This window comes from Paenibacillus sp. QJM3NY_38, assembly GCF_056173265.1.
Genome location: NZ_CM149665.1, coordinates 705,934 through 719,801, shown reverse-complemented (window position 1 = coordinate 719,801; position 13,868 = coordinate 705,934). Strand labels below are relative to the sequence as shown.

The 13,868-nt window shown below is 51.8% G+C and carries 9 protein-coding genes; 4 read left to right on the top strand and 5 right to left on the bottom strand.

Features of this window, described 5'->3' with window-relative positions:
• Positions 1-320 precede the first annotated feature (320 nt).
• The 3 genes from AC0VZ8_RS03165 to AC0VZ8_RS03155 all read right to left on the bottom strand — a co-directional run bounded on the left by AC0VZ8_RS03165 (position 321) and on the right by AC0VZ8_RS03155 (position 3,574).
• Entirely contained in the window at positions 321-1,709 is a 1,389-nt protein-coding gene (locus AC0VZ8_RS03165) for a sensor histidine kinase (RefSeq protein ID WP_475486030.1), read from the bottom strand.
• On the bottom strand, positions 1,706-2,380 hold the full coding sequence (locus AC0VZ8_RS03160; protein WP_071222186.1) for a response regulator transcription factor: 675 nt from the start codon (positions 2,378-2,380) through the stop codon (positions 1,706-1,708). Before AC0VZ8_RS03160 ends, AC0VZ8_RS03165 begins: the two co-directional genes overlap by 4 nt.
• A gap of 249 nt (positions 2,381-2,629) precedes the next feature.
• Positions 2,630-3,574 (bottom strand): helix-turn-helix transcriptional regulator, encoded by a 945-nt coding sequence (locus tag AC0VZ8_RS03155; protein WP_475486029.1) that lies wholly within the window; start codon positions 3,572-3,574, stop codon positions 2,630-2,632.
• A 99-nt stretch (positions 3,575-3,673) separates the two neighbouring features.
• Here AC0VZ8_RS03155 and AC0VZ8_RS03150 point away from each other — a divergent pair, with 99 nt between their 5' ends.
• Positions 3,674-5,941 (top strand): ATP-binding cassette domain-containing protein, encoded by a 2,268-nt coding sequence (locus tag AC0VZ8_RS03150; RefSeq protein ID WP_475486028.1) that lies wholly within the window; start codon positions 3,674-3,676, stop codon positions 5,939-5,941.
• A 124-nt stretch (positions 5,942-6,065) separates the two neighbouring features.
• Here the strand turns inward: AC0VZ8_RS03150 and AC0VZ8_RS03145 are convergent, their stop codons facing one another.
• Positions 6,066-7,763, bottom strand: a complete 1,698-nt coding sequence (locus tag AC0VZ8_RS03145) for an alpha-amylase family glycosyl hydrolase (protein WP_475486027.1) — start codon at positions 7,761-7,763, stop codon at positions 6,066-6,068.
• A gap of 606 nt (positions 7,764-8,369) precedes the next feature.
• Between AC0VZ8_RS03145 and AC0VZ8_RS03140 the strand changes: the two genes are divergently transcribed.
• From AC0VZ8_RS03140 to AC0VZ8_RS03130, 3 genes are all read left to right on the top strand, one after another.
• Positions 8,370-9,404 carry a LacI family DNA-binding transcriptional regulator gene (locus tag AC0VZ8_RS03140; RefSeq protein WP_071222189.1) on the top strand — a complete coding sequence of 345 codons (1,035 nt, stop codon included), beginning with the start codon at positions 8,370-8,372 and terminating at the stop codon, positions 9,402-9,404.
• Between the two features lie 120 nt (positions 9,405-9,524).
• Entirely contained in the window at positions 9,525-10,175 is a 651-nt protein-coding gene (pgmB, locus tag AC0VZ8_RS03135; protein ID WP_260066462.1) for a beta-phosphoglucomutase, read from the top strand.
• A 90-nt stretch (positions 10,176-10,265) separates the two neighbouring features.
• The gene (locus AC0VZ8_RS03130; RefSeq protein WP_475486026.1) at positions 10,266-12,569 is read left to right on the top strand and encodes a glycoside hydrolase family 65 protein; all 2,304 of its coding nucleotides are present in this window, start codon (positions 10,266-10,268) and stop codon (positions 12,567-12,569) included.
• Between the two features lie 97 nt (positions 12,570-12,666).
• On the opposite strand, the gene AC0VZ8_RS03125 is transcribed toward AC0VZ8_RS03130, so the two are convergent.
• Positions 12,667-13,817, bottom strand: a protein-coding gene (locus AC0VZ8_RS03125; RefSeq protein WP_475486025.1) for an IS3 family transposase whose coding sequence is annotated in 2 segments (ribosomal slippage) — positions 12,667-13,556 and positions 13,556-13,817 — 1,152 coding nt in all. Because the reading frame shifts where the segments join, the coding sequence is not laid out codon by codon here.
• Positions 13,818-13,868 lie beyond the last annotated feature (51 nt).

Below are 13,868 nucleotides of genomic sequence, written 5' to 3'. Positions count from 1 at the left end.
GTTTAAACTTGAGAGTACAATCATCGTACCTTAAACCAAAAATGCCTACCCCGTCACTTTTTAAATCACATAGGGTCGACAGCCATTCCAAGAATGCCTCGGAACACGCACGCTTATGTATATTCCGCAACCAAAAAAGGAACCAGCAAATTCCGGTTCCTTCTCGTATATATCCAACGATTTGAAATAACTTTCTAAGAACAGCCTTGGGTGGTTTAAAACCTCCACATATTAATGCTTATAACTGAGAGGTTACTGAATTGCGTATACCTTCCGCTAGAAACTATCTCGCTCTTCGTCAGCATGCACTCCCTGATTCATCACCGCTTCCAGATGCTGATCCTCGTTCCCTCATCCGAGCTTACCACATGGCATCCAAGTCCCATTTCCCTTGTCAGGTGATCCACGATGGCCAGGCCGATGCCTGTGCCCTTGTTGCCGGAATCGCTTTCGATTCCAGGTCCGTGATCCGAAATGACAAGCACGCCCTCAAGCCCTTCTCTCTCCTCGGTATGTATTCCGATGTATTGCCCGGATTTCGCGTGGCGGACGACATTTTGAAACAGATTATCAAGAAGTCGGCGGAACCACAGCACATCCACGTTCCAGCTCAGCGGCTCGTCGCGCACCTGGATCTCGGGTTCGATTCCTGCCTTCTCCCACACGGGGTACCAGGCCGCTGCGCTTTCCTTGACGATTCGCAGAACGTCGGTTGGCTCCATGCTCAGCTGCACTCTGCCGCTGGTGAGCAGGTTGTAGGACAACAGGTTGTCGATCAGGCCGCCTAAATCCGCGATTTTCGATTCAATGAGTGACAGCGATTCTTTCCCCTTCGGGCTCAGCGGCTCCCGCTCCATAGAGAAAATATGGCTTCGAATCACCGTCAGGGGGGTTCTCAGATCATGAGACAGATTGGCGATCAGGGATTTGCGCAGCTCTTCTTCCTCGCGCTGGCGGCGCTGCCCCTCTTCCAACTGGATGACCATATCGTTATAGCCCTCTTCCAGCTGCCCAATCTCGTCATACTTGGTTAACGTAACCGGCTGGGGTATGCCCGTCACCGTATGGGACGACTTCATAGCAGTACGAAGCCGCAGCAACCGCTTGCGAATACGCACGAAGAACAGCCAGGAGACCAGAATGAACAGGCCGGACATCGAAGCTGTGAACACCCCGTACATCGCTGTTTCGCTCGCAATGGGCTGCTGGACATTCAGGTATTTTCTCGGCAGCTGCATGACCATGAATCCTTCTCCCGATCCCTCTCCCCCGATAAAAGCCACGGAAGTGAACGGGTCGCTATCCCTGGAGTTTTTCATAAATTGCACGGTATAGAGCGCGCTCCATACCTCGGGCAGGTTAGACTGCATCGGCAGCTGCAGCCTGGTCTCATTGCCGCCATCCACCCAAAACATAGAGATCTCCGGATACTCCTGCCGTATCGAATTCAGCTTCTGCTCAATGACCTCCGACGAAGCTCCGCTTAATCCGGCTGCTTCCTCGTGCCACATTCTCTCTAACGCGGCACCGCTGGTATATTTCCCTGCAGGGGTCGGCGGACGGTCCGAGAAGGTATCGTTCACGAACCAGTAAAAAATCGACGCTAACGGAAACATGATCGGCATGAAGATCATCGCCATCAAAATCAACAGCAAATACCGGTTGGTCAGCGAATTGCGGAACCTGCCCTGCTTCTTTCTCCATCTCATGCTCTCACCCGATAACCAAGCCCTCGGACCGTCTCAATAATCTCCGGGTTGGCGGGATCCCGCTCCAGCTTCTCGCGCAGATACCGGATATGGACCATCAGCGTCTTGTCCCCTTCGATATATGACTCTCCCCAGACCGACTCATATATTTGCTCCTTGGTCATGACACGCCCCTGGTGCTGGAGCAGGTACATGAAAATTTGATGCTGTTTACCGGTCAGCAGCGTCTCCTCGCCGGTATCCTCGTTCACGATCCGATTCTCGGCTTCGTATACCGATAAGTGCTTCACTCTCATGGGCTCCGCGGATTTGACGACGGATCGACGCAGAAGCACCTCGAGACGGGCAGCCAGCTCGTCCGGGTGGAAAGGCTTCGTCAAGTAATCATCGGCGAACTCAAGCCCCTGCAGCTTATCGTCAATGGAGGTTCGAGCCGATAGCATCAGGATGGGAAGTCCGGGATACGCCTTTTTGAGACGCTGCCCGACTGTAAAGCCGTCTAGTCCCGGAAGCATAACATCCAGAACAACGACCGCACACGAAGCTGCTTCCCCTACGGCCTTCTCTCCGCTGAGCAGCCACCGCACCTCATACCCCTTGTCCTTGAGAAACTCACTGACCCACCCGCCGATCTCCCGGTCATCCTCGATATATAGAATGCATGCGCTCATGGCAAATCTTCCTTTCCATACGAACCTTCGTATCTCCCCAAGAGGGGTTATTCTATAGCTTTAAGTCAAAGAAGGCTCTTGTAAGCTTTTATGTATACCGTAATTCATCTTTTGTCATTGTAACACGGGATCCCCGATGTTCATGCATCCGATTTGTTAACCTGCAGTGCTCCCTCACTGGGCCTTTCGAAGCTTACTCAACCTTCATATCATGCCATCCGTCCTCCGTCAGACTGCCGCCCGGGCAGCCTATCCCTCCGACTCTCCGTAATGCAAGCTCAGCTGCCTTGCCTTTTCCCTCAGCATATTAACGATCTCCGGAGGTTCAATGACTTTCGCTTCCGTACCCAGACTCAGGAAGATTTGAGCGACATATTCAAGATCATTGCCATCAATGGTTGTATCCACAATGCCCCGGTGCTCGTCATGCATGGCTACCTCGTTCTCCAGCCACGGAATGCTCTCGCACTGTCTCGCCCCTTCCCTAGTCAGCTCTGCATACAATCGAACCGGCTCCCGAATGGGGTAATCCTCGAGCCATTCTTGCATGCTAATGTCCGCCTCATAGGTGTTATCGGTCAGGGCTAAGGATTCCATTCGGTCCATGCGGAACAGGCGCACCCCTTCCTTCCCATGCTCCGCCGCGGGCATATACCATAAACCATCCTGGGCATAAACGCCGATCGGCAGCACTTCCCGGTCGCCCGTGCCCGATTTGGAACGATAGCTGATCCGTATAGCCCGCTGATGAAGAGCGGCTTCAATGACGTCTTTTAGATAAGGGGACCCTGCGGTTCTGCTTGGACTCCAGAACGTCAGCACCGATTCCAGGCGGCTGATCATCATTTTGGTATCCTCCGGAAATCCGGACAGCAGCTTGCGGGAGGCAGAGCCGATATTCAGCTCAAACGGCAACGAGGTATAACGCTTCAAGGCTTGAAAAGCAAAAAATATAGCAAACACTTCATCTTCATCGAACAGGATCGGCGGAAGAACGAGGCTCTTCAATGTACGGTATCCCCCGTGCCGCCCTTGCTCCGTATATAAGGGAACGCCCATGTCGCTGATCTCGGTTAGATACCGGTGCGCCGTGCGAACGGAAACGCCGAATTCATCGGCCACTTCCTGAGCGGTAAAGCTCCTTTTGGCATTGACATACATGATGACATCCATAAGCTGTTTCGCTTTTGACATAATACCCACCTCACACGTTATAACTAGACAATAATTGTCATGTTTATAAGATATGCTATTGCTGTGTCCAGGTCAAAACGATACAAGAAAGGAGCCCTCATGATGTGCAACCCTATGGAACAGGCCATCAAGGTTAATGGTGCCCGCAACAAAAACCTGCGTAACGTGAGCCTCTCGATCCCCAAAAAACAAATCACGGTGTTCACCGGTGTGTCCGGTTCCGGCAAATCCGCCATGGTCTTCGATACGATTGCCGCGGAATCCCAGCGTCAGCTGAATGAGACGTATTCCAGCTTTATCCGCCATCGCCTCCCCCATTACGGACAGCCGGAGGTGGATTCGGTTGAAAACCTGTCGGTGGCCATCGTCGTCAATCAGAAAAGAATCGGCGGCAATGCCCGTTCAACCGTGGGAACCATCACCGATATCCATTCCTTGCTACGCTTGTTATTCTCCCGAATAGGCCGGCCCTTTGTCGGATATTCGGACGTCTTTTCCTTTAACAACCCTCAAGGCATGTGCCCCCATTGTGAGGGACTGGGCAAAGTGAACAGCTTTCGGATCGAGAACTTGATCGACAAGGAGAAATCGCTGAACGAAGGCCCCATCCGGTTCCCGACATTCCGCCCGGGGGAGTTCCGCTGGAAGCGTTATGTCGCCACAGGCCTGTTTGATAATGATAAGAAACTGAAGGATTACACCGAGGAAGAATGGGACACGCTGCTGTACAAAACCGGTTTTAAACCACCCAACCCAACGGAGGAATGGCCGCCCACCTCGTATTATGAAGGCATTATTCCCCGGTTGGAGCGGACGTTCCTGAGCAAGGATTCACGGGATGCGAGGACGTACAGGGAAGCTATTGATCAAGTGGTGGCTGAGACTGCCTGCCCGTTATGCCATGGCGGGAGACTGAATCAGGAGGTGCTCTCCTGCAAAATCAACGGCACATCCATCGCCGACTGTGCACGGATGCAGGTCAATGAGCTGATCGCTTTTTTGCAGACGATCGAGGATCCTGCGGCAGCAACCGTCGTGGGAAACTGCATCACTCGGCTGGAGCAGCTGCTTCTGGTCGGGATCGGTTACCTGACGATGGACCGGGAAACCGCAAGACTGTCCGGAGGCGAGTCCCAGCGCATCAAAATGGTGCGCCAGCTGGGGAGCAGCTTGACGGATTTAACGTATATTTTTGACGAGCCCAGCATTGGCCTGCATCCGCACGATGTGCATAACATGAACCGCCTGCTGCAACAGCTTCGGGATAAGGGAAATACAGTCATCATCGTGGAGCATGATCCGGACGTCATCCGGATTGCCGATCATATTGTAGATATGGGGCCGCGAGCAGGCAGCGCCGGCGGTACGATCGTGTATGAGGGGGACCCGGAAGGGTTGCGGCACGCCAACACCCTGACAGGTAAATATCTCAGTCGACGCGCCCGCTTAAAGTCCGCGGTCCGGGAGCCGGCCGGATGGCTGCGCATCAAAGACGCCTCCCTTCACAATCTGAAGCAGGTATCCGTGAGCATTCCGGCCGGGGTGCTGACCGTGGTAACAGGCGTTGCCGGGTCAGGCAAAAGCACGCTCATTAACCAGGTGCTGCCGAACGTTTATCCGGAGGCCATCATTATCAATCAGGACATGATCCAGGCATCCAACCGCTCCAATATCGCGACGTTTACCGGCATTTTTGATGCCATCCGCAAGCTGTTCGCCGATGAGAATCGGGTAAGTCCATCCCTGTTCAGCTTTAATGCCAAGGGGGCTTGTCCGGTGTGTAACGGCTCCGGCACGATTACGATGGATCTGGCTTTTATGGACAGCCTGGTTACGGTTTGCGAAGCCTGCCAGGGCCGCCGCTTTCATGATGACGTTCTGCGCTATCAACTTCGCGGTAGAAACATCAGTGACGTGCTCGCCATGACCACCGACGAAGCGCTGGATTATTTCACGGAGCAAGGTATCGTGGTCGCCCTTCAGCGCATTCAGCATGTTGGACTGGGTTATTTGACGCTCGGCCAGCCCTTAAGCACGCTATCGGGAGGGGAACGGCAGCGGGTGAAGCTGGCGGCAGAGCTCGATAAGCAAGGTGAAATTTATGTGCTCGATGAACCTTCGACTGGCCTTCACCTGTCCGACTGTGAGCGGCTTATGTCCATCATCAACCGACTTGTCGCTCAGAACAGCACGGTCATTGTGATTGAGCATAACCTGGATATCATCAGCCAAGCGGATTGGATCATTGACATGGGGCCCGGCGCGGGACATGACGGCGGGAATGTCCTGTTCTCCGGCAAACCGGCCGATCTGCTGAAGAACCCGCATTCCCTAACAGCCAGATATTTACGGCAGTTTCAAGGCTAGACATGTTAGGCCTTTTTTGGCTCATGCGAAGGCATCCTAACGGCAAAAAGACCGCGAGCCCCCTCCTTCCAAGGGGGCTCGCGGTCTTTTTGTGTTCCACTGTAGTAGACAAGCTGATACCTACCTACTCCAATATGACGGTTGTATAAGGAGGCAGTGTTAAGCCTTTGCCGTCTAATGCCGCTCTATCATCCGTTGTTTTCGACAAGGATTGGAACGGCGATTCCCCGCTCTTTGCTGCCAAATCGACCGTCTGCTCTTCGCTTGACAGGTTATGGACAACAAGGGCTTTGTTGTCTTGGGAACGGCGGATATAAGCCATCACCTGCCCATTACCGGAAGCAAAGGATTCAATCGTTCCGCTGTTCAGCGCAGGCATATCATTCCGCCAACGGATCAACGTGCGGTAACGGGACAGCAGAGAATCCGGGTCTTCCGTCTGCTGTTCCACGCCCTGCACCTGATCGCCGCGGTTATGCTTAAGCGGCTCCCAGGTCGTCTGCCCCTTATCGCTGCCCGTATTGGACCAGATCATCGGCTCGCGGATTTGTTCGTCCGGCTTCGCTCCCTTCATCCCGATCTCTTCTCCGTAATAAATAAACGGATTGCCCGGCATGGTCAGCAGAATGCCGGCGGCCATCTTGGCGTGGTTCTCATCGTCCTTCAGCTGGGACATGACACGGTTCATGTCATGATTCGTCAAGAATGCGGCATCCGTAAACTTGCCGCCCGATACTTGGCTGAACAAACCATACATCCGCTCCAGGGTGAAGGCCAGATTGTTATCCTTTTCATTCATCGCGGCACCGATGATGCTCTCGCCCAGGCTAAAGTTGAACCCGGAATCAAACGCGTTATCCAGATACGGCGCAATGACCGCAGCGGAATTATCCCAAATCTCCCCGACAATATAAGCGTCCGGATTCACCTCATTCATGCTGGCGCGGAATTCCTGCCACCATGCTGTATTCTTAGCCGTTGTCGCTTCGCCTTTATCGGACATCAGATCCTCATAAATATGTTTGGCTGCATCGATCCGGAATCCGTCGACACCGAGCTCCAGCCAGAACTTCCCGATATCCTTCATCTCTTCGCGGACCTTGGGATGATCAAAGTTCAGGTCCGGCATCCCGCCCCAGAACGTGCCCATGTAATGGGCCCCGTTGATCTCATGCCATGGCGAGTCGCTGCCTGCGGCGCTGGCTCCTGAAGGAGTCCTCCCTTGATCCTCGGCCCATATGTACCAATCGCGGGTTGCCGAAGCCTTGTCTTTCGCAGCCTGCTGGAACCAGGCATGCTCCGTGCTTGTGTGATTGACTACCAAATCCATAATAATCTTGATTCCGCGCTTATCCGCTTCGGCAAGCAGCGTCTTAAAGTCATCAAGGGTTCCATAGTCCGGGTGGATGGAACGATAGTCGGTCACATCATAGCCGTGATAGCTCGGCGAAGGATTAATCGGCATCAGCCAAATCCCCGTCACGCCAAGATCCTCTGAAGTTTCCGGATTTCCGTCATTCAGATAATCCAGCTTCTCAATGACGCCTTGTAAGTCACCGATCCCATCCCCATCGGAATCATAGAATGAGCGTACAAAGATCTCATAATAGACGTCGGAGGGCTGCTCATCCACCTCCGCTGTCTCCATTGCTTCGGGCGCTTTCGGATCCGGCTGTTTTGTTTCCGGGGCTGCCGGCGGCTTAGCCTCCTCTTGCGATGGAGCCGCTGTGCCGCTGCAGCCTGCCAGCAGACTTCCCGTAAGCGCAAAGACAACGAGCCATATAGGCAGAGCCCTGCGTTTTCCCCATGTAGAACGTATCACGTTGTTTACCTCCTGTTCGTTGCAGCAGCTGAAATTCATCCAGTTGCTGCACTTATCTATTCAAATGGATCTCTACAGCTATCTCAGAATAGCGCAAACGTTTGTATTCGATTTCATGATTTCTTTCCAGTAAAACGGTTACATTTTGTGGTTCAACTTAACATTCATCTTCTTCCGTTGATGACGGCTCGTTTTTATCCATCCATATCATAACTTACTTCTCGGTTTTGTTAAATCGTTTGCACAATGTCGTTTTAAGTTGTTTTCCGGGCTTTTCTGACTATAATACCGCACTTTCTCCCGTTTTCTAACCCTTGCTTCTTTTTTGATGTATTTGTGAAATATTTGCGCTGGACTGACTTGGATACGTATTTACAAGCCTATCGATTAACGTTAATATAGCAGTGTGAAACCGTTTAACAAACCGGATCAATATGGCTTTAAATCAATAGGTATCATGTATACTCAGGGCCTGACAGACCCACAATTAAATAAAGAAGAACGGTCCGCGATTAGCGGAAGTTACTCTTCTGAAATTAGAGAGAACTCCAGTAGTCGCTTTCTTATTTTCAAAAAAACGCAAACGGTTCCACTGGAGGTCCTATTATGTCTGTAACGATTAAAGATGTCGCAAAACGAGCGGGCGTATCCCCCTCCACCGTCTCAAGGGTCCTTTCCAATCATCCTAGGATCAGCCGCGAAACCTCGCGGAAGGTGAAAGAGATCATGGAGGAAATGGGCTACCATCCCAATATTATGGCTAAGAGCCTGGTTTCCAAAACGACGGAAAGCATATGCGTGATTCTGCCGAAACCTGCGGAAGAATTGTTCCTCAACTTATTCTTCATGGAACTGATCCGCGGGATCGTCACCCAAGCGAACCGCTCCGGATACGACGTCGTTCTCAGTTCGGGCGGCAACGAGAAGGAAGAAGTCGAGGCCGTATCCCGGCTGCTTAACGGTCGCCGCGTCGACGGCGCCATTTTGCTGTACTCCAGGCAGGACGATCAGGTGGTCGATTTTCTCAAGTCCAACAACTATCCGTTCGTGCTTGTCGGCCGGAGCGAGAAATACCCGGATCTGTTATCCGTCGATACCGATAATGTGCAGGCTGCCTATGATGCAACCAAGCATCTGATCTCCCTTGGACATCAACGGATCGGCTTTGTCAGCGGCCCGCCTAACCTGATCGTCTCTCAGGACAGGATGAAAGGCTATGGCAAAGCGCTTGCCGATGCCGGTCTGGAGATGAGAAAAGAATGGATTGTCGAAGGCGAGTTCCTTCAGGAGAGCGGCTATCGCGCCATGTCCTTTTTCATGAACTTGCCTGAACGTCCGACGGCGCTTGTTATTGTTGACGATATTGTATCCTTCGGCGTGCTGAGAGGACTGCACGAGCTGGGGTATAAGGTTCCCGAAGATGTGTCCATTATCAGTTTCAATAACATCTCATTGACCGAACTATCGACCCCGCCGCTGAGCAGTGTGGACATCGGTATTTACAACCTGGGTTACACCGCTTCGCAAGCGCTGATCCAGACCATTCGTAACGATGACAACACGATACTACCGCACCGCTATATCATTCCGCACCGGTTGATGATCCGCGAATCCTCGATGTTTTCGCTGCCGAAATCATAAGGTTTGGATAAGCATGGCGGAATACACGAAGTATTATCAAAATAAAGAAGCATCGTGGTGCTTCCTTTATTTTTGCAGCTTGGTTCAAACGTTTGCACTAATTCATTAAGGAGGATGATCATGTCAAACCTAACCGCTTGTTTATTTGATCTTGACGGCGTGCTGGTGGATACCGCCAAGTATCACTACATTGCCTGGAAGCGTCTTGCCGGAGAGCTGGGCTTTGAATTTACGGAGCAGGACAATGAACGCCTGAAGGGGGTAAGCCGCATGGCTTCCCTCGATATTCTGCTTGAGGTTGGCGGAATCACGCTCGATGAAGACGCGAAGCTGGCGCTAGCCGAGAAGAAGAATGCTTGGTATGTCGAGTATATTTCCAACATGGACGAATCCGAGATTTTGCCTGGAGCCCGCGAATTTATCCAAGCGCTGAAGGACCGCGGCATCAAGGTTGCGCTGGGCTCCGCCAGCAAGAACGCGATGCTGATCCTCAACAATACCGGCCTGACTCCCTACTTCGACGCTATCATCGATGGAACGAAGACTGCCCAAGCGAAACCGGATCCCGAGGTATTTACGCTGGGAGCCCGAGAGCTTGGCGCCCGGCCTGACGACTGCGTCGTATTCGAGGATGCAGAGGCCGGCATCGAAGCCGCCATCCGCGCGGGAATGCGGAGCGTCGGCATCGGATCGCCTGAAACCTTGGGGCGCGCCAACATCGTTCTTCCCTCCCTGGAAGGATTTACGGTGGATCGTCTGCTGGAGTTGTAAGCGAATTGCGACACATGCTTACGGCATCCGGTAGTTTCATCCCATATAGATCTGCAACCATTTTTCCTAAAAACAAAGGAGCCGATGATTGTGAAACAATATTTAAAGCTTGATGAATGGTCAATTATTGAGGAGGGCTTTGATCCTCACACGCATGAGATCTCGGAGAGTATCTTCAGTATCGGTAACGGATTTATGGGCCAGCGCGCCAACTTCGAGGAATCCTACAGCGGTTCCTCCCTGCAAGGCAGTTATATGGCCGGCGTGTATTATCCGGATAAAACCCGTGTAGGCTGGTGGAAGAACGGTTATCCCGAATATTTTGCCAAAGTGCTGAACAGCACCAACTGGATTGGCATCGGCATTGAAATCGACGGGACGCCGCTTGATCTGGCCAAATGCACGGTGAAGGATTTTGTGCGCGAGCTGAATATGAAAGAAGGCTTCCTCTCCCGCAGCTTTATCGCCGTCATGGAAAACGGCAAGGAGCTCAAGGTTGAAGCTGTCCGTTTTGTCAGCATTGTTCGCCACGAGATCGGCGCCATTCGATATGCCGTAACTCCGCTTAATTTTGCTGGAGAGCTTACGGTCACGCCTTATCTCGATGGCGATGTGAAGAACAAAGACTCCAACTATGACGAGAAGTTCTGGCTGGAGGTATTCAAGGAAGCTGCGCAAGGCTCGGGCGCATTGACCGTAAAGACCAAGAAACTCGATTTTCATGTGACCTCCGTCATGTCATATAGCATTCTTAAGAACGGCGCGAAGCTGGATCTCCAAGCCGAACTGGTGGAAAAAGAGAAGTATGCGGCCAACCGCGTAAATGTATCTGTGTCCGAAGGTGAAGCCATCACCATCTATAAATATGTAGCCAACGTCACATCCCGCAATCATGGATTCGGCGAATTGGTGGATGCTGCACGTGCTGTGCTGGAGCCGGCGGTCGAAACCGGATTTGAGCTGCTGCTGAAGGAGCAGGCCGATGCGTGGGGCGACAAATGGAAGGAAAGCGATATCGTCATTGAAGGCGATGTGGCGGCCCAGCAAGCGATCCGCTTCAACATCTTCCAGCTGAACCAAACCTACAGCGGCGAAGACGACCGTCTGAACATCGGGCCGAAGGGCTTCACCGGGGAAAAATACGGCGGCAGCACCTACTGGGATACCGAGGCTTATTGCCTGCCGTTCTACCTGAGCACCGCGGACGCCAGCATTTCGCGCAACCTGCTGATCTATCGTTATAAACACCTGGAAAAAGCGAAGGAAAACGCCAAGAAGCTCGGCTTTACCAAAGGCGCCCTCTACCCTATGGTGACGATGAACGGCGAGGAATGCCATAACGAGTGGGAAATTACGTTTGAAGAAATCCACCGTAACGGCGCGATTGCCTATGCCATCTATAACTATGTAAATTATACCGGCGACTTCTCTTACCTCGGCCAATACGGTCTGGAAGTGCTCGTGGAAATTTCCCGCTTCTGGGAAGAGCGCGTGAATTACGTGCCGGCGAAGGATCAGTATATGATGCTGGGCGTTACCGGTCCGAACGAGTACGAGAACAACGTGAACAACAACTGGTACACCAACCGGATTGCCAGTTGGACGATGGAATACACACTCGACGTGCTCGAATATTTGAAAGAAAACGAGAATGCCCGCTATGCCGAGCTTACGGCGAAGCTGGGGCTGCAGGATGTCGAAACGACCAAATGGCAGGATATCATCAGCAAAATGTACTACCCGGTCGATGAGGAGCTCGGCGTATTCCTGCAGCAGGACGGATTCCTCAACAAGGAGCTTGTTCCGGTGAAGGAATTGGACCCTGTCCACTTGCCCCTGAATCAGAACTGGTCCTGGGACCGCATTCTGCGCTCGGTGTACATTAAACAGGCTGACGTGCTGCAAGGATTGTTCTTCCTTGGCGACCAGTACGATTTGGCTACGAAAAAACGCAACTTCGACTTTTATGAACCATTCACGGTGCATGAGTCCTCCCTATCGCCTTGCGTACACTCCATTCTCGCGTGCGAGCTTGGGTACCAGGAGAAGGCGTACGAGATGTACCTCCGTACAGCTCGCCTGGATCTGGACAACTACAACAACGATACCGAGGACGGCTGTCATACAACCAGCATGGCTGGAACCTGGATGTCCGTTGTGCATGGCTTCGGCGGCTTGCGCGTGAAGGACGGCGTATTGCATTTGAATCCATTCATTCCAGGTCACTGGTCTTCCTTCTCCTTCAAGGTGATGTTCCGCGGTTCCCGCCTGAAGGTCAACGTCAAAGGCAAGGAAACCATCATCGTCAACGAAACGGATACGCCGGCTGTCCTGAACGTGAATGGCAAGGAGTACAGCATCGACGGATTTGGACAGGTCCAAGCCGCAAGATAACAGGCATACATCTACAAAAACTACCGAGTTATATAAAAAACAAGAGCCCTGGTGGTCATAGCCCCGTCAAGTAGACAATAAAAAAAGAGAAATTTTATTAAGCGGCGTCTTTCTCCCGAAACTCAATTGGGGAGAGGTCGCCCAGTTTGTTTTGGAAACGTTCCTTGTTGTAAAACAAAATGTACTCCGTGATTTGGCTCCTGGCTTGCTCCAGATTCTGAGGCTTCTCCAAATACAACTTCTCCGTCTTTAAGTGGGAGAAGAACGACTCAATACAAGCATTGTCATAGCAGTTCCCACGCCTGGAATGGCTTCCTGTTAGCTTCTTCTCTTCAAGCAACTGGGCATAGCTTTGTGTTGTATATTGAAACCCTTGGTCCGAATGGAGCAAGGTAGGTCCACATTTCAGTTTCTTCACCGTGTCTGTAACGAGTTTTAAGTCATTTCGTTCGGAGAGTTCCCAGGCCACAATCTCGTTGTTATACAGATCCATCACCACCGAGAGATAAGCAAACTCATGTCCAATCCGGACATACGTAATATCCGTCACCAGCTTCTGCTCAGGAGCCGTAGCCCTAAATTCTCGATTCAAGACATTACGAAACAGGACTGACGGTTTCCGGCCAGCAAAGGGACGCTTCTTGCGAATCACGGAGCGAATATGAAGTTCTCTCATCAAGCGACGCACCTTTTTGTGATTCACCACCAAGCCTTCTTTTCCTAAAGCAGTTCGCATACGTTTGTAACCGAAATAAGGACGAAGCCGATGAATGCCCAAAATGTGTGCTTTCAGATCCGCATCCCGGTCTGCTCGTTTCTCTCTAAGGATAGCGTTCTTTTTCCATTTGTAGTAACCTGCACGTGAAATTTCAGCGATCCTACACAGCCAAACCACGGGAGCCCATTTGCTTATTTCTTGAATGGACTGGCACCGGGCTTCGAAATCCAGCTTCCCTCCCCGTGTAAGTTCGGATTGAGCTTTTTTAGATAATCTACCTGCGCTTTCAGATAAGCATTTTCTTCTTCTGCACTGCTAAAATGCTTCTTCGTCCAGCGTCCCCGGTAATCCTCAAAACTCTCTCCGTTCTGGCTTTTACGTACCCATGTGATAATCTGGCTCTCACTTTTAATTCCAAACTTCTCCATAATCCGGCTGTACGCCCAACCTTCTTCCACTCGCAAACGAACGGCCTCTTTCTTCGTTTCTTCACTATATCGATTAAAAGTTTGACCTTTCTTCGCTGGCATAACAAAAATCCCCTCCGGTATCCAGTGTTTGAGTTCATTGTAACATGTCCT